Annotated in this window: 21 protein-coding genes and 1 tRNA gene; 10 read left to right on the top strand and 12 right to left on the bottom strand. The window is 68.8% G+C overall.

From position 1 onward, the window contains the following. Window positions 1–108: 108 nt before the first annotated feature. The 4 genes from LPA46_RS06760 to LPA46_RS06745 form a co-directional block, all read right to left on the bottom strand. The gene (locus LPA46_RS06760; RefSeq protein ID WP_230891924.1) at window positions 109–510 is read right to left on the bottom strand and encodes an Hsp20/alpha crystallin family protein; all 402 of its coding nucleotides are present in this window, start codon (window positions 508–510) and stop codon (window positions 109–111) included. Between the two features lie 249 nt (window positions 511–759). Then, the gene (locus LPA46_RS06755; RefSeq protein WP_230888273.1) at window positions 760–1,035 is read right to left on the bottom strand and encodes a DUF7553 family protein; all 276 of its coding nucleotides are present in this window, start codon (window positions 1,033–1,035) and stop codon (window positions 760–762) included. 42 nt (window positions 1,036–1,077) lie between these two features. Beyond that, window positions 1,078–1,377 (bottom strand): DUF7553 family protein, encoded by a 300-nt coding sequence (locus tag LPA46_RS06750; RefSeq protein WP_230888272.1) that lies wholly within the window; start codon window positions 1,375–1,377, stop codon window positions 1,078–1,080. Window positions 1,378–1,419: 42 nt separating this feature from the next. Further along, complete coding sequence (locus LPA46_RS06745; RefSeq protein ID WP_230891923.1) at window positions 1,420–2,610, bottom strand: outer membrane protein assembly factor BamB family protein; 1,191 nt, start codon at window positions 2,608–2,610, stop codon at window positions 1,420–1,422. A 134-nt stretch (window positions 2,611–2,744) separates the two neighbouring features. Here LPA46_RS06745 and uvrB point away from each other — a divergent pair, with 134 nt between their 5' ends. Beyond that, entirely contained in the window at window positions 2,745–4,811 is a 2,067-nt protein-coding gene (uvrB, locus tag LPA46_RS06740) for an excinuclease ABC subunit UvrB (RefSeq protein ID WP_230888270.1), read from the top strand. A gap of 27 nt (window positions 4,812–4,838) precedes the next feature. On the opposite strand, the gene LPA46_RS06735 is transcribed toward uvrB, so the two are convergent. Next, complete coding sequence (locus LPA46_RS06735) at window positions 4,839–6,569, bottom strand: excinuclease ABC subunit C (RefSeq protein WP_230891922.1); 1,731 nt, start codon at window positions 6,567–6,569, stop codon at window positions 4,839–4,841. Window positions 6,570–6,654: 85 nt separating this feature from the next. Between LPA46_RS06735 and LPA46_RS06730 the strand changes: the two genes are divergently transcribed. From LPA46_RS06730 to LPA46_RS06715, 4 genes are all read left to right on the top strand, one after another. Further along, on the top strand, window positions 6,655–6,909 hold the full coding sequence (locus tag LPA46_RS06730; protein WP_230888268.1) for a hypothetical protein: 255 nt from the start codon (window positions 6,655–6,657) through the stop codon (window positions 6,907–6,909). A gap of 87 nt (window positions 6,910–6,996) precedes the next feature. Continuing rightward, window positions 6,997–7,779, top strand: coding sequence for an ABC transporter permease subunit (locus tag LPA46_RS06725; protein WP_230891921.1), 783 nt, complete (start codon window positions 6,997–6,999; stop codon window positions 7,777–7,779). A 72-nt stretch (window positions 7,780–7,851) separates the two neighbouring features. Continuing rightward, window positions 7,852–8,775 (top strand): ABC transporter ATP-binding protein, encoded by a 924-nt coding sequence (locus tag LPA46_RS06720; RefSeq protein WP_230891920.1) that lies wholly within the window; start codon window positions 7,852–7,854, stop codon window positions 8,773–8,775. Beyond that, a complete protein-coding gene (locus tag LPA46_RS06715; protein ID WP_230891919.1) occupies window positions 8,772–9,620 on the top strand; it encodes an ABC transporter permease in 849 nt (282 codons plus the stop codon). The genes LPA46_RS06720 and LPA46_RS06715 overlap by 4 nt, the downstream gene beginning before the upstream one ends. Here LPA46_RS06715 and LPA46_RS06710 read toward each other — a convergent pair. Next, entirely contained in the window at window positions 9,617–9,994 is a 378-nt protein-coding gene (locus LPA46_RS06710) for a hypothetical protein (protein ID WP_230891918.1), read from the bottom strand. The genes LPA46_RS06715 and LPA46_RS06710 overlap by 4 nt on opposite strands. Window positions 9,995–10,130: 136 nt before the next feature. On the opposite strand from LPA46_RS06710, the gene LPA46_RS06705 reads away from it, so the two are divergent. Beyond that, a complete protein-coding gene (locus LPA46_RS06705; protein ID WP_230891917.1) occupies window positions 10,131–11,315 on the top strand; it encodes an aspartate kinase in 1,185 nt (394 codons plus the stop codon). A gap of 6 nt (window positions 11,316–11,321) precedes the next feature. Here the strand turns inward: LPA46_RS06705 and LPA46_RS06700 are convergent, their stop codons facing one another. Together LPA46_RS06700 and LPA46_RS06695 are read right to left on the bottom strand one after the other, a co-directional pair. Further along, window positions 11,322–11,981, bottom strand: a complete 660-nt coding sequence (locus tag LPA46_RS06700) for a metallophosphoesterase family protein (RefSeq protein ID WP_230888262.1) — start codon at window positions 11,979–11,981, stop codon at window positions 11,322–11,324. A 25-nt stretch (window positions 11,982–12,006) separates the two neighbouring features. Then, on the bottom strand, window positions 12,007–12,591 hold the full coding sequence (locus LPA46_RS06695) for an IMP cyclohydrolase (protein WP_230891916.1): 585 nt from the start codon (window positions 12,589–12,591) through the stop codon (window positions 12,007–12,009). A gap of 151 nt (window positions 12,592–12,742) precedes the next feature. On the opposite strand from LPA46_RS06695, the gene LPA46_RS06690 reads away from it, so the two are divergent. Beyond that, window positions 12,743–12,815: transfer RNA gene (locus tag LPA46_RS06690), tRNA-Gln, on the top strand. A gap of 120 nt (window positions 12,816–12,935) precedes the next feature. Continuing rightward, window positions 12,936–14,156, top strand: coding sequence for a permease (locus LPA46_RS06685; RefSeq protein ID WP_230891915.1), 1,221 nt, complete (start codon window positions 12,936–12,938; stop codon window positions 14,154–14,156). A gap of 14 nt (window positions 14,157–14,170) precedes the next feature. On the opposite strand, the gene LPA46_RS06680 is transcribed toward LPA46_RS06685, so the two are convergent. From LPA46_RS06680 to LPA46_RS06665, 4 genes are read right to left on the bottom strand one after another with little or no spacing between them, the layout of a single operon-like run. Continuing rightward, complete coding sequence (locus tag LPA46_RS06680; protein ID WP_230891914.1) at window positions 14,171–14,602, bottom strand: helix-turn-helix domain-containing protein; 432 nt, start codon at window positions 14,600–14,602, stop codon at window positions 14,171–14,173. A gap of 58 nt (window positions 14,603–14,660) precedes the next feature. Then, a complete protein-coding gene (locus tag LPA46_RS06675; protein ID WP_442908215.1) occupies window positions 14,661–15,113 on the bottom strand; it encodes a DUF6691 family protein in 453 nt (150 codons plus the stop codon). Continuing rightward, the gene (locus tag LPA46_RS06670) at window positions 15,110–15,595 is read right to left on the bottom strand and encodes a YeeE/YedE family protein (RefSeq protein ID WP_230891913.1); all 486 of its coding nucleotides are present in this window, start codon (window positions 15,593–15,595) and stop codon (window positions 15,110–15,112) included. The genes LPA46_RS06675 and LPA46_RS06670 overlap by 4 nt, the downstream gene beginning before the upstream one ends. Next, window positions 15,596–16,771, bottom strand: a complete 1,176-nt coding sequence (locus LPA46_RS06665) for an MBL fold metallo-hydrolase (RefSeq protein WP_230891912.1) — start codon at window positions 16,769–16,771, stop codon at window positions 15,596–15,598. 201 nt (window positions 16,772–16,972) lie between these two features. Between LPA46_RS06665 and LPA46_RS06660 the strand changes: the two genes are divergently transcribed. Continuing rightward, window positions 16,973–17,209 (top strand): sulfurtransferase TusA family protein, encoded by a 237-nt coding sequence (locus LPA46_RS06660; protein ID WP_230888256.1) that lies wholly within the window; start codon window positions 16,973–16,975, stop codon window positions 17,207–17,209. Next, window positions 17,206–17,763: a DsrE/DsrF/DrsH-like family protein gene (locus LPA46_RS06655; RefSeq protein ID WP_230891911.1), complete on the top strand. Its 558-nt coding sequence runs from the start codon at window positions 17,206–17,208 to the stop codon at window positions 17,761–17,763. Before LPA46_RS06660 ends, LPA46_RS06655 begins: the two co-directional genes overlap by 4 nt. Window positions 17,764–17,765 lie beyond the last annotated feature (2 nt).

Raw genomic sequence — 17,765 nt, 5'->3', positions numbered from 1 at the left:
CCGTGACGCGCTCGCCGCCGGTCCGCGGTGACGCCGAGCACACCGTCGCACGCGTTGCCGACCGCATCACGGGCGGCCTCTGAAAAGGACTCGTGGACGCCCGCGACGCTACTCGATGTCGACGCTCGTCGACTCCTCGCTCGTATGGACCTTCGGGAGCGTCACGGTCAGCACGCCGTTCTCGAAGGATGCCGACGCGCCCGCCTCGTCGACTTCCTCGGGGAGTGTGACGCTCCGCGAGAGCGAGCGCTTGCTGCGTTCCCGGCGAACGTAGTTGTCCTCGCCCTCCTCCTCGGTCTCCTCCTCGTGGCGGGCTTCGATACGGAGCGTCCGGTCGTGGACCTCCACGTCGATGTCCTCCTTGTCGAATCCCGGGAGGTCAGCGGTCACAACGAACTGGTCGTCCTCATCCTCAACGTCGACCGCGAGCCCGCCGCCAGCGCGCTCGCGTGCGTCGTTCATCTTGTCCAGCAGTCGCTCCAACTCGTCGAACGGGCTGCCTCGTGCCATACACCCGGATTCACCGCGAACCACGGAAAATCTACTGGCTAGCCGAGTCAAATAACGGCTGACGAGCATCCGCGAGCGCCGCGAGGTGCATAGCGCCTCGGAATGCGCGAGCGGTTCACTCGCGGCGAAGCCGCGAGGCCGACGACCGACTAACGCGCCCGCAGGGCGCGGCAGGAGCGAGGAGTGCTTTTTCCGCAAGTTCTTGCTAGAGAGGGCGCCTCTGGCGCCTTCTCACAGCAAAAGTGCGTCTTAGACCCCCTCGACGGTCTCGCGGTAGGCTTCGACGCTGGCTTTGGCGTCGGCGATGCTCTCGCGTGCTTCCTCGTCTTCGACCGCGTCCGCGAGGTCGTCGAGCGCGTGCGTGATGCGGGCGAGGCGGCCGTGGTCGGGCCCGTCGTCGGCGGTCGCGAGTTCCGCGAGCGCGTCGGACTGGTCGTAGAGGCGCTGCTCGTGGTCGGGGTCGTCGGCGGCGACGGAGGCGGCTCGGAGGTGGTCGCTCGCCGCGCGCAGGTCTTCGCGTACCATGCGTCGAATATCGTCCGGGTCCGGGAAATAGGTGCGGTGTGGCTACCAGGGCCCCGACCCTTCGCCGACGGCGTCCTCGACGCTGACGACGTGGTCGAGCGCGCTCGCGACGAGGTCGCGGGCGTCTTCGTCGACGCGCCCGTGGAACTCCCGGAGCGTGTGGCGGTGGCCCGAGAGCCGGCGCTGGTCGGGCGCACGGTCCCGCGCCGCGAGTTCTTCGAGCGTCTCGGCTTCCGCGTACAACTGATCCTCGATGTCGCCACCCTCGACGAGTTCCTCGGCGTCTCGAAGGCACTCCACGGCGGACAGCAGTTGCTCGCCGTTGCCGGTGTCGTCGCTCATGCTCGCGGCTTCGCCCGGTCGCGGCGAAAGCGTTGGGGCCGACTACTGGAGTTCGAGGACCCCGCCGTCGTCCGTGCCGACGAGGAGGGCATCCCGCACCGCAGCGAGGACGGTCACGCCGTTGGGTTCGCCGTACGTCCAGCGCGTCTCGCCTGTCTCCGCGTCGAGTGCGTACACGTTCCCGTCGCCGTGTTCGTTCCCAGCCTCGCCGACGTAGACGGTATCGTTCGCGACGACCGGCGGACAGAACCAGCCGGGTCGCTGGAACGACCAGCGTTCCTCGGCGGTGTCGACGTCGATGCCGTGTAGCGTTGAGAAGTCCGGAACGTTGTAGCCGTTCTCGGAGTCCTCGTACTGGATGGAGACGACGTACGCGCGGTCACCGTCGCTGGCAATGCTACCCGCGCTGTTCCCGAGTTCGACATAGTGCTCGCGGGTGCCGTCCGGCAAAACCACGTTCACGCCACAGGTCTCCGTCTGGAAGCAGGTGGTCTCTCCCGCGACGATGCGGTTACCGGTGACGACCGGCCTCGTCGGGCCGAACACGTCGCGAGACGTCCAGGCGCGTGTCGGCGCGTCCACGAGGACGCCCCGGAGCGCGCCTCGTGGCTCGTACGCAGCGAGGTTCGACGCACCGGCGAGCAGGTGGCGCCCGTCGAGCGCGGGGAAGGTGTCGGCGCCGGTTTCCACGCGCCATCGGCGACGGCCGGAGTCGAGTGCGTACGCGTCGAGCCGGTCGTCGACGCCGACGTACGCCGTCCGCTGGTCGACGAGCACGCCGTAGACCCGGCTCTCGACGTCGTGCCGCCACCGCAGCGCGCCGTTCGACGCCGCGAATGCGGCGACCATCCCGCGGCCGACCGCGACGACCACGTCCGGGCCGACGGCGATTCGGTACCCGCTCGCGGCCCGGTCCCAGCGCGGATGCTGGTCGCCGTCCGCGAACGCGTAGACGGCGTGGTCGGTGCCGACGTACAGGTGGCCGACGCCCGAGGCGAGCGCGTTCACGGCCCCGGCAACGTCGTAGGTCCACGCGAGACTTGGGTCCCCAGTTGGTGGGGACGCGTCCGGATTGTGGCCGGTGTTGCCATCGTCGTACCGCGGCTGTAGCCACGTCCCCTCGGGCGGGTCCAGCGGCGCCGGCGACCACGCACCGTATCGCGCCGCGCCGCCAGCGAGCAGGCCTGCTGCACCGAGCGCGCCGGTCTTCAACACGTCGCGTCTGGAGGGCATCGTCGACGGTTCGTCCGGCGCCGGCAAGTGTCTGTTGTCGGGTCGCACGCCGCTCGCGATAACGTGGTCCCCCTGCGGTCGCCCACGCCGCCGGTGGCGAGCCCCTGAAGTGTCCTCGCGCCTACTATCAGATAATGAGCGACGCCAGCGGTCCCCTCCAGCCGGACCGGCCGGAGGCCGACGTGCCGTTCCGCGTGGACGCGCCGTTCGACCCCGCGGGCGACCAGTCCGACGCCATCGAGCAGCTGGTCGAGGGGTTCGAGAACGGTGCCGACGCACAGACGCTGCTCGGGGTGACGGGCTCCGGGAAGACCAACACCGTCTCGTGGGTGGTCGAGGAGCTCCAGCAGCCGACGCTGGTCATCGCACACAACAAGACGCTCGCGGCCCAACTCTACGAGGAACTGCGGAACCTCTTCCCGGACAACGCCGTCGAGTACTTCGTCTCGTACTACAACTACTACCAGCCGGAGGCGTACGTCGAGCAGACGGACAAGTACATCGAGAAGGACGCCTCCATCAACGATGAAATCGACCGGCTGCGTCACTCTGCGACGCGCTCGCTGTTGACCCGGGACGATGTCATCGTCGTGGCGTCGGTCTCCGCGATTTACGGACTGGGTGACCCGGGCAACTACGAGGAGATGAGCCTCCGCCTCGAAGTCGGCCAGGAAATCGAGCGCGACGAACTGCTGGGGCGGCTCGTGGACCTGAACTACGAGCGCAACGACGTGGACTTCACGCAGGGCACGTTCCGCGTCCGCGGGGACACCGTCGAGGTGTTCCCGATGTACGGTCGCTACCCCGTGCGCGTGGAGTTCTGGGGCGAGGAGGTCGACCGAATGGCGAAACTCGACCCCCTCGAGGGAACCGTCGAGAGCGAGGAGCCCGCGGTCCTGTTCCACCCCGCGGAGCACTACTCGGTCCCCGAGGACGAGATGGAGGAAGCCATCGAGAAGATTCGGACGGACATGCACGAGCGCGTCCGGCACTTCGAGCGCAACGGCGACATGGTGGCCGCCCAGCGTATCGAGGAGCGCACCACGTTCGACCTCGAGATGATGGCGGAGGCGGGCTACTGTTCGGGCATCGAGAACTACTCGGTGTACCTCTCGGACCGCGAGCCCGGGGACGCGCCATACACACTCCTGGACTACTTCCCCGACGACTTCCTCACCGTCATCGACGAGTCCCACCGCACGGTCCCCCAAATCAAGGGCCAGTACGCGGGCGACAAGTCCCGGAAAGATAGTTTGGTAGAGAACGGCTTCCGGCTCCCGACGGCGTACGACAACCGCCCGCTGACGTTCGAGGAGTTCGAGGAGAAGACCGACCAGACGCTGTACGTCTCCGCGACGCCGGGCGACTACGAGCGCGAGCGCTCCGACCAGGTCGTCGAGCAGATTGTTCGCCCGACGCACCTCGTCGACCCCGAAATCGACATCGCCGACGCCACGGGCCAGGTCGAGGACCTGATGGACCGTATCGACGACCGCGTCGCCAACGACGAGCGCGTGCTCGTGACGACGCTCACCAAGCGCATGGCCGAGGACCTCACGGAGTACCTCGAAGAAGCGGGCGTCGCCGTCGAGTACATGCACGACGAGACGGACACGCTCGAGCGCCACGAGCTCGTGCGCGGGCTCCGGCTCGGCGAGTACGACGTGCTCGTCGGTATCAACCTCCTCCGCGAGGGTCTGGACATCCCGGAGGTTTCGCTGGTCGCGATTCTGGACGCGGACCAGGAGGGGTTCCTGCGTTCGGAGACGAGTCTCGTCCAGACGATGGGCCGTGCCGCCCGGAACGTCAACGGCGAGGTCGTGCTGTATGCCGACGAGCGTACGGACGCGATGCGGGACGCCATCGAGGAGACTCAGCGCCGCCGCCGCATCCAGCGCCAGTTCAACGAGGAGCACGGCACGACGCCGACGACCATCGACAAGGAGGTCGGCGACATGAACCTCCCCGGCGCGGAGACCGACACGTCCGACGTCGCCGGCGACGGCCCGAGCGACGAGCAGGAAGCCGCCATCCTCGTCGAGGACCTCGAAGAACGCATGGAAGCGGCCGCCAGCAACCTCGAATTCGAGCTCGCGGCGGATATCCGCGACCGCATCCGCGAAGTTCGCGAGGAGTACGACCTCGCCGGGGGCGACGAGGGCGAGGACGCGGGTGTCGCGCCTGAACCCGGCGAGTGGTAGCGGCCGGACGTCGCCCTGATTCCCCTCTCAGAGTCGACTCGTGATAGTTTCTGCAGTTGCCTCGCCCACGCCCTCCACGTCCCGCAAGTCCTCGACGGAGGCTTCGCGCACGCCCTTGACGCTCCCGAACCGCCGCAGCAGGCGCTTGCGGAGTTCCGGGCCGACGCCATCGACGTTGTCGAGTGTCGTCTCCACGTCGTCCCGGATCGTCTGGTGGTAGGCGACCGCGAACCGGTGGGCTTCGTCGCGCACGCGCTGGAGGACGTGCAGTTGGGGTGCGCCGTCGGCCCAGTCGTACGTCCGGCGCTCCGTGATGACGACCTCCTCGTCCTTCGCCAGCGCGACCGCCGGCACGTCCCAGCCCGCGTCCGCGAGCGCTTCGCGCGCCGCGTCCAGTTGCCCCTCGCCGCCATCGATGAGGAGCAGGTCGGGGGCTGGGCGGTCGTCTCGTTCTTCGACCGCGCGGTCGGCGCGCCAGCGGAGCAGCCGGTACATGTTCGCGTAGTCGTCGTTCTCCTCGTCGAGTTTCTTCCGGCGGTAGTCGGACTTCTCGGCGCTCCCGTCCACGAAACAGACGTCGCTGCCGACCACGGCCTTCCCCTGCGCGTGGCTCACGTCGAAGCCCTCGATGCGGGTCGGCCGGTCGATGCCGAGCGCGTCCGCGAGCGCGCCGAGTTCGTCCCGCTCGCCGGAGCGCCGGTGGGCGTTCTTCAGCGCCAGGTCGACGAGCGTCGCCTCGCGGCCCGCGCCCGGCACCCGGACCTCGACGCCCGCCTCGTCGAGCCACGCCGCCACGTCGTCGTCGCCGTGGCGCTCGGGCAACAGCAGGCGGTCCGGGAGGTCGCGTTCCGCGTAGAACTGCACGAGGAACGCCGCCAGCACGTCCGCCGGACTCTCGTTCTCTGGTGCATCCAAGTGGTGCTGGTCACGCTCCACGAGCTGCCCGCGTTCGGCGTGCAGGCGCGCGACCGTCGCATCCTCGCCCTCCACAGCGACGCCGAGCACGTCCGTCGTCGCCGCGTCGTCGCCGCCCGCGACCGCCGCGCCCGCGCCGCCGTGGAACGCTTCGACGGCGTCCAGGCGGTCTCGGAGGTGCGCCGCGCGCTCGAAGTTCTGCGCTTGCGCGGCCTGCTCCATCGCGCGTTCGAGGGGGTCCGCGAGCGCACCCGTCTCCCCCTCGAAGAATCTGCGGGCGGACTCCACGTCAGCCGCGTAGTCGGCCTCGCCGATTTCGCCCGTGCAGGGCGCCGAACACAGCCCCATCTCGTAGTCGAGGCAGGGGCGCTCGCGGTTCCGGTACTTGTGGTCCGAGCAGCCGCGGAGCCCGTACACCTCCCGAATCGCCTTCACCACAATCTCGACGTCGCCCTTGTCCGTGTACGGGCCGTACGCCGCCGCGCCCTCGTCGGGGTCGCGGGTCACCTCAATGCGGGGGACGGCGTGGTCCGTGAATTGCACGAGCGGGTAGGACTTGTCGTCTTTGAGGCGGACGTTGTACCGCGGCTGGTGGCGCTTCACGAGGTTCGCTTCCAGCAGCAGCGCCTGCGTCTCCGTGTCCGTCACCGCGAAGTCGATGGCGTCCGCGCGCTCGACCATCCGCGCGATGCGCTCGCTGCGCGGGTCTGCGTACGACCGCACGCGGTCCCGGATGTCCACCGCCTTCCCGACGTAGAGGACGGTGTCGCCGTCGAGGAACTGGTAGACGCCGGGCTCCGTCGGCAGGTCGGTTGCGCGCTCCCGAACCGCGTCCGCGTCCATCGCTTCGAGGTACGGCCGCGGCGACTTTCAACTGCGCGGTCGCCGAACCGCCAGGCTTGAACCGAATGCCGCCGAACCCGCACCTATGCCCGAAACCGAGCGCGTCTGGCTGGTCTTCCGGGAGTACACCGACAAGGGGCTGCTCAACCTCGTCTACGCGACGCCAGAGGGTGACCGCGTGCTCCGCAAGCAGCGCTCGCTGAACGCCGGCGACCCCACCGCCGCCGTCGACGCCGACGTCGACGACCTCGAACCCGTCGAAGACCCCGAGGACCGCGAGCGCTACGGCCAGGAAGCCAGCCGGATGCGGGACTCCCACGACCCCGACGACCGCGTGTAGTTCGCAGCGGCTGCGGTCGGGAGCAAGACACTTCCCGCCGCACTGCGACGGCCCGACCATGCAGTCAGCCCTCCCCGTGGTGGTAGCGTGACGTGGCCGGTCGTCGCGCGCCGCGACCTCCGCGCCCTCCACGCCGACAACTCGCTGGCGGTGTTCGGCGGCTTCTTCGCGCTGCTGGCGGCCGTCCTCGCGTACGGTGCCACGAACGGCGCCGGCGTCACCCCGCTCTCGACCGCACTCGCGCTCCTGTTCATGTTTGCCGTGCCGCTGGCCGCCGGCACGCTCACCCACGAAGCTGTGCCGAGCGCCGTCGCCAGCGGTCGCGTCCGACTCACGCTCTCGCTGCCACACTCGCGCTCGACGTTCCTCGCTGGCGCGGGCGCCGCCCGCCTCACGACGACGCTCGTCGCCGTCGTCGCTGCAATCGTCGTCGCCACCGTCGTCTACGCGCTCCGCGGCGCGCCGGTGCCGGCGCTCCGGGTGCTCGCCGTGCTCGCGCTCGCCGCGCTGCTGGCCGCCGCGTTCGTCGCCGCGACGCTCGCGTTCACCGCACGCTCGACGTCCACGACGCTCGCCGCCGCGACCACCTTCGGCTTCTTCGCGCTCGCGCTGTTCTGGCCGATTGCACTGAGCCTCGTGCGGGTCGTCCTCGCCGGCCAGTTCGGCGTGCAGGTACGTCTCGGTCTCACGGACTTGCTCGTCGTCGCCAGCCCGCTGTACGCGTACGTGAACGCGCTCACCGTCGTCGGCATCGACCCGGTCGCGACGACCGGCTCCGTCCCCGACGGCGTCGGCGTCGCCGTGCTACTGGCCTGGACGTTGGTCGGGTTCGCGCTCGCGTCGCGCCGATTCGCCCGCATCGAACTCTGAGACGCCGGCGCGCGGTCGCTCGCGCTGCAAACCACCCCAATCGATTTAGGCGGTCGGCGAGACTTCCCCCGCATGGCAGCAATCGAACTCGCTGGCGTCACCAAGCGATACGGTGACGTCACCGCCCTCCACGACCTCGACCTCCAGGTCCAGTCCGGGGAGATATACGGCTTCCTCGGGCCGAACGGCGCCGGGAAGTCGACCACCATCGACATCCTCCTGGATTTCGTGCGCCCGACCTCGGGCACCGCGACCGTGCTCGGTCACGACGCCCACGACGAGTCGCTGGCCATCCGCCAGCGCATCGGCGTCCTCCCCGAGGGGTTCCACGTCTACGAACGCCTCACCGCCCGCCAGCACCTCGAATTCGCCATCGAGTCGAAGGACGCCGACGACGACGTCGAAGCCCTGCTGGAGCGCGTCGGCATCCCGGAAGCCGCCGATCGGAAGGCTGGCGGCTTCTCGAAGGGGATGCAGCAGCGGCTCGCGCTCGCTATCGCCCTCGTCGGCGAACCCGACCTCCTCATTCTGGATGAGCCTTCGACGGGGTTGGACCCGAACGGCGCCCGCGAGATGCGCGAAATCATCACTGAGGAGGCCGCTCGGGGCGCGACCATCTTCTTCTCCAGTCACATCCTCGAACAGGTCGAAGCCGTCTGCGACCGCGTCGGCATCCTCCAGCAGGGCGAACTCGTCGCTCAGGACACCATCCGCGGGCTCCGCGAGGCTGCCGGCACGGGCGCGACGCTGACGGTCACCGTCGAAGCACTCACACCCGACATCGTCGAAGCCGTCGAGGACGTCCCCGGCGTCACGAGCGTGGACACCGACCGCGACGTGCTCACCGTGAGCGCCGACGACGCGTCCAAGACCGACATCCTCGACGCCATCGAGGCCGCGGGCGGGGAGGTCGTCGACTTCGCCACCCGGGAAGCGTCGCTGGACGACGTGTTCGCGGCGTACACGAACGACCGCGACGAGGAGGTGTCGGCATGAGCTGGCCGGCAATCGCGCGCAAGGACTTCCACGACGCCGCGCGCTCGAAGGCGCTGTGGGCGCTCACCGCGCTGTTCGTGCTGTTCATGGCCGGCGTCGCGTACGTCTACACGCTCCTCCAGAGCGGCGGGCAGGGCGGCGGGGAGTTGGAGACGATCGGGCTCATTTTCTTCCTGCTCAGCCCGGTGACGCTGCTCATCCCGCTGACCGCGCTCGTGATGTCCCACAAGGCCATCGCGGGCGAAGTCGAGTCCGGGAGCGCGAAGTTCCTGCTGTCGCTGCCCCACACCCGCCGGGACGCCATCGTCGGGAAAGTCGTGGGTCGCGGCGCTGTCCTCGGCGTCTCCGTCGTCGTCGGGCTCGTCGTGGCGGCCGTCGTCACGGTCGCGCTCTACGACAGCTTCGACGCGCTGGCGTTCCTCGGCTTCTCGGCGCTCACGGTGCTGCTCGCCGTGCTGTACACCGCCATCGGCGTCGGGCTCTCCGCGACCACCAAGGACTCCGGGCGCGCCACCATCGTCGCCGCAGCGTTCTTCGTCGTCTTCGAGGTCGCGTGGGGCGCCGTCGTCAGCGGTGTCTACTACCTCCTGAACGGCACCTTCGGGCCCATGAGCGCCGGCTCGGTTCCGGACTGGTACCTCCTGTTGAACCGCGTCCCGCCGTCCTCGGCGTTCACGAACGCCGTTTTCCAGTTCCTCCCCGGGCAGTCCACGCTCGTCGCCCAGCTGTTCCCGCAGAATCCCCCCATCTACCTCTCGAAGTGGGCCGCGCTCGCGACCATGTTCGCGTGGCTCGTCGTCGTCCCCGCGCTCGGCTACTACGTTTTCGAGCGCGCGGACCTCTAGGGCACGTACCGGTACCGCCGCGTCTGCTCGCCGTCGAAGCGCGGTCCCGCCCCGGCGTCCTCGAAGCCCTCGTTCAACAGGACGTCGCCGAGTTCGTCACCCTCGACCAGCACGGCCTCCACCGCGAGCCCCTCGTGGGCCGCGAAGTCGCGGGGGCCGTCCAGCAGTTCGCCGAGCGTCTCCGGGTCGCCCGCCAGTCGCGTGACGTGGACGGCGCCGCGCCACGCGTCGAACGCGACGAACCCCGCGAGCCCGTCGTCGTTCTCCGCGACGCGTACCGTGCGGTCCCTGACGAGGCGCGCGGCGTCGAGGTCGTCGTCGGCGAGCGCGTCCAGCGCGGCCGCGTCCTCGGCCGTCGCGTCACGAACGTTCATACCCTCAAGTACGCGAGCGACCAACTTAACGCCGCGGCCGCGAGAACGGCAACCGTTTCGTGCATGCAAGCAGTTATCACCGCCCGCGTCCCTACGACCCGGCTATGAGCACGGCTCCGAGGACCGGTGGGAAGCGATGCGCGTAGTCGCGAAGTTCGGCGGCACTAGTCTCGGGAGCGGCGACCGCATCGAGCGGGCCGCCGACTCCATCGCAGACGCGGTCGCCGCCGGCCACGAACTGGCGGTTGTCGCGTCGGCGATGGGGAACACGACCGACGAACTCCTCGACGACATCACGTTCGACGCCGACGATGCCGACCGCGCGGAAATCGTCTCGATGGGCGAACGCACGTCGGTGCGGATGCTGAAGGCGGCGCTGGCCGCCCGCGGCGTCGACGCCGTCTTCCTCGAACCCGGCCACCCCGACTGGCCGGTCGTCGCCAACGACCGCGGCGAAGTCGACGTCGAGGAGACGAAGAAACGCGTCGAAGCGCTCGCCGAGGACCTCGACGAGGTCGTCCCCGTCATCACGGGCTTCCTCGCCGAGGACCACGAGGGCAACGTGACGACGCTCGGGCGCGGCGGCAGCGACACCACTGCCGTGATGCTCGGCCGGTACGCCAACGCCGACGAGGTCGTCATCGTCACCGACGTCGAGGGCGTCATGACCGGCGACCCCCACGTCGTCGAGGGCGCGCGCAACGTCGGCGAAATCACCGTCGACGAACTCCGCAACCTCTCCTTCCGCGGTGCCGAGGTGGTCGCCCCCTCCGCCCTCTCGTTCAAGGACGACGACCTCGACGTCCGCGTCATTCACTACCAGCACGGCGACCTGCTCTCGGGTGGCACGAAAATCGAGGGCCAGTTCGAGAACATGATCGACATGCGGGACACGCCGCTGGCGTGTCTCACCGTCGCCGGGCGCGCCATCCGCAACCGCCCCGGCATCATGTCGACACTGTCGACCGCGCTCCACGACAGCGACATCAACGTCGACGCGGTCGCCTCCGGCATGGACTCGATGACGTTCTACGTCGACGAGGGCGTCGCCGAGCGCGCCGAGAACGTCCTCCACAGCGAGGTCATCGAGGTCGGCGAACTCTCCTCGGTCACCGTCCGCGACGAGGTCGCGGTCATCCGCGTGCTGGGCGGCGAACTTCCGAACCAGCCGGGCGTCCTCCGGCGCATCGTCGACCCCATCGCGGAGGCCGGCATCAACGTCATCGACATCATCTCCAGCGCCACCTCCGTGGCCGTCTTCGTCGACTGGGACGACCGCGAGAAGACCCTGGACATCGTCCAGGACCACTTCAGTTCCTAATCCTAATCACCGGCCGTCCGCGAGTCGCTCGGCGGTCGCGTCCGGCAACCCCGCGTCCCGCACTGCCTCCGCGACGCGGTCGACGTCGTATTCGACGCGGTGTTCTTCGACCGTCGCTTCCTCGACGTCCAGCACTGCGTACGCCGCGCGCGGGTCGCGGTCCCGCGGCTGGCCGACGCTCCCCGGGTTCAGCACGACGCCCTCGTCGTAGACCTCGTGGTGCTGGACGTGCGTGTGCCCGAGAATCAGGACGTCCTCGTCGCCGAGCAGGTGCGGACCGAACGCCTCCGGGTACGTGTAGCGGTCCTGTACCTCGGGATGGTCGTGGACGACCTTCACGCGCCCGTCGAACAGCGTCCGCTCGCGGGGGAGTCGTTCGACCCAGCCGCGCTGGACGTCGTTCAACTCCCGCTTGGCGTGTCTCACGCCCGCCTGTGCCATCCCGTTCCCGCCGAAGTTCCGGTCGGTCGCCACCATCCGGTCGTGGTTTCCCATCACCGTCGGGACGTCGCGCTCGCGGAGCGCGTCCACGCACTCCGCGGGCCACGGGTTGTAGCCGACGACGTCGCCGGCGCAGACGAGCGCGTCCACGGCCGGCAGGTCGTCGAACACTGCCTCCAGCGCGACCAGATTCGAGTGGATATCGGAGACGACGCCGACCTTCATGGCTGCCGGTCGGTGCCGGTCGCCCTTAGTTCTCGGGCCCGTTCTCGATTGCCGTCGCGTAGCCGTCGCCGTCGCGCACGACGCCGACCGCACAGACCGCGTGCTCGAACGCCGCGCTGTACGCCTCCGCAGCCACTTCGCTCGCGGTGTCGGCCTCGAAACCGATTGGCTCCGGGCTGTCCTTCTCGTAGGTCGCGACGAGCGTCGGCTCGTCGACGGCCTCCACGAGCAGCGCGTCCTTCCGCACGGTCCCAAGGAACGCGTCGCCGTCGGGCGTCAGCACGCCCGCGATGCGGGGTGTGTCGTAGTCGTCTTTCTCGTAGTCGAGCGCGAGCAGCGACGCCGCGAGCGCGTCCCGCGCCGGGTAGCCCAGGCCGAGTTTCTCCGTAATCGGGTCGACGTGGCTGCCGTTCCCGACGACCGCGTGGCCCGCTGCCGTCCGGTAGCAGTTGTACGACACGTAGGGGTTGTCCGTCTCCGGCGCGTCCGGCGTGGGCGCGACCGTCAGCGCATCCTCGCGATCGACCACCTGGCGGTTCGGGAACGACCGCGAGGACACTCGATACGCTGCCACGTCCGGACCGACGACGACGAACCGTCCGACGTACATACGAGAACGTGCATTCTCGGGCGGCAAATAGGCGTCGAACTACACACGTTCGCGGTGTCGGCGCGACGCGGCGTCACGGCTGCTCGGCGCGTCTCCGTCGTCGGGGTTCGCAACACTCATAAGCCACAGTCGCCTTCTATCGTGTGCGAGCAGTCCATTGGGGTAGCGGCCAATCCTGAAGCCTTCTGGGGGCTTCGACCCTGGTTCGAATCCAGGATGGACTATTCTACTTCGACACTCGACTTCGTAGCGGTGCGTTCGCTTTACGTTCCAAACTTTCACCCGCAGATAGCCGAACGAATCCAACCACAACGCCACTAAGCGAGGCGTCCGTACCCTCGTACATGAGCGTCGTCGACACGCTCGCGGAGGGACTCCGGCTCGGCGGGGAGATGTTCTGGGAGACGTGGTGGGCGCTCGTGTTCGGGTTCACCATCGCGGGTGCCGTCGAGACGTTCGTCAGCGAGGAGCGGATGTCCCGGGTGCTCGGCGGGTCTGGCCTACGCGAGTTCGGCCTCGGCACGCTGTTCGGCGCGGCGTCGTCGTCGTGTTCGTTCGGCGCGGTCGCGACGACGAAGAGCCTCTTCAAGAAGGGCGCGTCGCCGATAGCGAGTCTGGCGGCGTTCCAGTTCGCATCCACGAACCTCGTCATCGAGCTCGGGCTCGTGATGTGGATTCTGCTCGGCTGGGAGTTCGTGCTCGCGGACTACGCCGCCGGCCTGTTGCTCATCGTGCTGCTCGCCGCCGTCTTCCAGTACGTCGTGCCCGAGGAGTGGTTCGCGGCCGCCCGCGACCACGTCCAGTCCGCGGAGGGCGTCCGCGACCCGGTCTGCGGGATGGACGTCGACCCGACCAGCGACGACGTCGTCACGCTGGAGACCGACTCGGGGACCGAGTACTTCTGCTCGGAGTCCTGCAAGCGCACGTATCGCGACGAACGGGAGGCCGGTGAGCGCCAGCCCAGTCTCGCGACCCGGCAGGGCTGGCGGCTCGCCGCGAAGAACGCGGTCGGCGAGTGGAAGATGCTGTGGACGGACATCGTCGCCGGGTTCCTCGTCGCGGGGCTCATCGGCGCGTTCGTGCCGCGCGCGTGGTGGACGACGCTGTTCGACGTCGGCGCGCAGGGGTCGTTCACGTGGGTCGCCGCGAGCGCGATAATCGGCGTCACGGTCGGCGTCGTGACGTTCGTCTGCTCGGTGGGGAACGTCCCGTTCGCGGTCATCCTCTGGAGCAACGGCATCGCGTTTGGCGGCGTGATGAGTTTCATCTTCGCGGACCTCATCGTCCCGACCATCACCGACGCCTACCGGCGGTACTACGGGCTACGGATGGCGGCGGTGCTGTTCGTCGGGATCTTCGTGACGGCCGTCGTCTCCGGCATCGTCATTCACTACACGTGGCACGGGCTCGAACTCGTCCCGCAACCGGGTGAAGTCGGCGGCACCGCACCGTCCGGCTACACGCGCTACCTGAACGCGGCGTTCACGCTGGTGTTGCTCGCGCAGCTCTACCTGATGTACGGCACGAGCGCCGACGAAGAAGCCGAGGGGGCGCACGCGCACTGACAGCGACGGCCGCGTTACTGGTCGGCGGGCGGTGCTGCGGTCTCGGGGTCGGCGTCCGTGTCGGCCGCGTCGACGCGCTCGTACTCCTCGCGGAACTCGCCGATGAGCTGGCCCATCTTCGCGTACCAGTCGTTGAGCATGCGCTGCATCTCGTCGGCGATCTCGTCGGGGTCGGCGGGCTCGTAGACGTGGTAGTAGCCGCCGTGGTCGTAGTTCACCTGGTGCTTCTCGACGAGGTCGGCGTCCATCAGCCGCTGGACCGACCGGTAGGCCGTCGAGCGCTCGCGGTCGATGCGGTCGCTGACTTCGTCGACGGTCAGCGGCTCGCCCGTCTCGACGAGCAGCCCGAACACGCGCCGGTCGAGGTCGCGGAGCCCGTGGAAACATTCGAGGAGCCCCTCGCACTCCATGTCCCGCTGGAGGTAGTCGCGCATCGAATCTGGCATCTCGGCGGGAAGTACGCCGCTGAGCCGTAAAAAGGTTTGTAGCGACCCTGCAATACCGTCAGTCGCGGCTCCGCCAGTACCCCTGTGCGTACGCCCCGAGGACCATCCCCGCGACGCCCCACAGAATCGGGAGGTTGCCGATGCCGAGGCTGGCGTACGCCGCGCCCGGGCAGATGCCCGAGATTCCCCAGCCGACCCCGAACACCGCGCCGCCGCCGACGACGTTCCGGTCGAGGTCCTTCAGCCGACGCGAGTACCTCGTTCCCGTCACCGGTGCGCGGTCGAGGTACCGCGTCGCGACGAAAAAGGACAGCCCGGAGACGACGGCCGCGCCGCCCATCACGAAGACGAGCCCGAGGTCCTCCAACTGGAGGAAGTCCAGGACGACTTCGGGTTTCGCCATCTCGCTGAGCGCCAGCCCGAACCCGAACACGAGCCCGCCCAGCAGCACGACGGCCAGCACCCACGGACTGCGTTCGCTCCCGTCGGTCACTTCGCCCTCGCGGCTCACGGCGACACCCCCACAGCCTGCACCAGTTGCGCCGTCCCGATGGCGACGCCGAGGAACGTTACGACGTTCACGAGCGAGGCGTTGGACAGCGACCCGACGCCGCAGACGCCGTGACCGGACGTGCAGCCCTTCCCGACGCGGGTGCCGATACCGACGAGCACGCCGCCGCCGAGCAGCCGCCACCACTGGACGTCAGTCGTCCACGCGCCGCTCCCGGAGACGAGCGTGTAGACGGCGGCACCGGCGACGATGCCGACGGTGAACACGACGCGCCAGTCCCGTGAGCGCACGTACTTCCCGCGGTTGAACCGGTCGACGTCGGAGACGTACGACAGCGTGGATTCGAGGAACGTGCTCGCGCCGGCGATGATGCCGGTACCGAAGTAGATGATGGCGGTCCCCAATCCGACGAGCAGGCCGCCGACGAGGTACTGCGCGATGCCGCGCGGGAACAGGTCGGCGGCGACGAGTGCGCCCGTCATCTACTCGGCCGCCTCCCCGCTGGCCGCGCAGTTGTTCGGCCCGAGTTCGAGCGTGAACGCCTCGTCGTCGCCGGGCGCGCGCTCCCCGAGGTTCGTCGCGACGATGTCCTCGTGGTTCGCCGGGCGCGGCGGCATGTCGGTGGTGACGAATTCGACGAACGCCTCGCGGTCCAGCGAGAGCGCGTCCACACGGTCGACGATTTCGCCGAGTCGCGCGGTGTACGTGTCGTCCTCGCGCCGCACCGCGCCGTCGCCGTAGTGGGCGGGCGCGACGAGCGTCTCGTCGTCGTGCGCGAGCACGCGCTCGTGGAGCGTGTCGTACAGCGTCTCCGCGGCTCCGCGGGCGGCCTCCGGGTCTTCGAGGTCGGGGCGCGCGACGCTCTCGGTGAACAGGCCGTCGCCCGTGAACAGGACGTCGTCGACGCGGTACGCCGTCATCCCGGTCGTGTGGCCGGGCGTGTGGACGGCCTCGATGGTCGCGTCGCCGACCGTCAGTTCGTCGCCGTCCGCGACAGTCTCGAACGGCGCCTCGTAGTCGACGCCGCGCGCGACGGCCGCTTCGGGGAGGACCGTCGTCGCGCCGGTCGCTGCGGTGAGTCCCCGGACGCCCGAGACGTGGTCGGCGTGGACGTGCGTGTCGACGGCGTATTCGATGCTGACGCCGCGCTCGCGGGCGTCTTCGACGTACGCGTCGGTGAACGCGCGTAGCGGGTCAACGACTGCGCCCTCACCGTTCGAGGCGACGAGGTACGCGAGACAGCCGCTGGACGGCCGCCGGTACTGCACGACCGTCGCATCGCCGCCCGTCTCGACTTCGCGGGATTCGTAGACGCGCGCCCAGCCGCGCATGCCGTCGGCGAGCTGTTCGGCGTCGTAGCCCGCGTCGAGCAGGCGACCCGCGACGAACTCGCTCGACGTGCCCTTCGCACAGACCACCGTGACCGTGCGGTCGTCGGGCAGCGCTGCGAGGCTGTCCTCGGGGAGTCCGTCGAGGAATTCGAAGTACGGGACGTTCAGCGACTCGACGCCGCTGTCGATGTGCCACTCCTCGTAGTTGCTCGCCGCACGCACGTCGAGGACGAAGACGTCCTCGCCGGCGTCGATGCGGGACTTCAGTTCGCTCGGCGCGACGCTGTCGGGGCTCGCGTCGGTCGCCGGGAAGTCGTCGGGTTTCATCTCGGCCGTGGCTACCGGACGCGCACGAATAAACCTTCGCGTAGACGAGTGTATATGATACAATACTATGCCCCAACAGAACGTCAGAAATACGTCCTTGCACTTTCTGTGGCTGTTTTGATATTGCTTTATTGCTTCACTACTGGATTTCTACCGACGAGTTTTTCCCTGACCAGTCGGTATTGCAGGCCGAGCACAATCATGGATGCAGACGAGACCCTCGACGCGACCGGACTGAGCTGTCCGATGCCAGTGGTCAAGACCAAGCAGGCGACCGACGACCTCGCGGTCGGCGACGTCCTCGAAGTGCGCGCGACCGACCCCGGGAGTGTCAGCGACCTCGCCGGGTGGGCCGACGGTACCAGCGGCGTCGAACTCCTCGACCAGACTGAGGACGGTGACGTCTACACGCACTACGTCCGCCGGACGGAACGATGAGCGCGGAGTCACCCGAACCCACGCGCGAGGAACTCGCGGCGCGCGTCGCCGACCTCGAAGCCCGCCTCGGCGACGGCGACGACGCTGACGAGGACCAGCCGAAACTGAGCATTATCGCCACGAAGGGCACGCTTGACATGGCGTACCCGCCGCTCATCCTCGCGACCACGGCCGCCGCCTTCGACTGGGACGTCACCGTCTTCCACACGTTCTGGGGACTGGATATCCTCCACGAGGAGCGCGCCGACAGCCTCGAACTGAGCGCCGTCGGCAACCCGAACCTCCCGATTCCCAACGCTGTCGCGGCGCTGCCCGGGATGGACCGCGTGACCACGCACATGCTGGAGCGCAAACTCGACGCCAACGGCACCGCTTCGGTCGCCGACCTCCTTGAGACGGGCATCGAGATGGGCGTGGAGTTCCAGGCCTGCCAGATGACCATCGACCTGCTGGACTACGACGCCGACGACTTCTACGACGGGGTCACCGTCGGCGTCGGCGCCGCCACCGCGCTCCGAGACATGGCCGACGCGGACGTCCAACTACTCGTCTGACC

Source organism: Halobacterium sp. KA-6, from assembly GCF_021029015.1.
In the GTDB taxonomy this organism is placed as follows: Archaea; Halobacteriota; Halobacteria; order Halobacteriales; family Halobacteriaceae; genus Halobacterium.
Note: the sequence above shows the minus strand (reverse complement) of the source record. Positions and strands in the feature narration are given on the sequence as shown.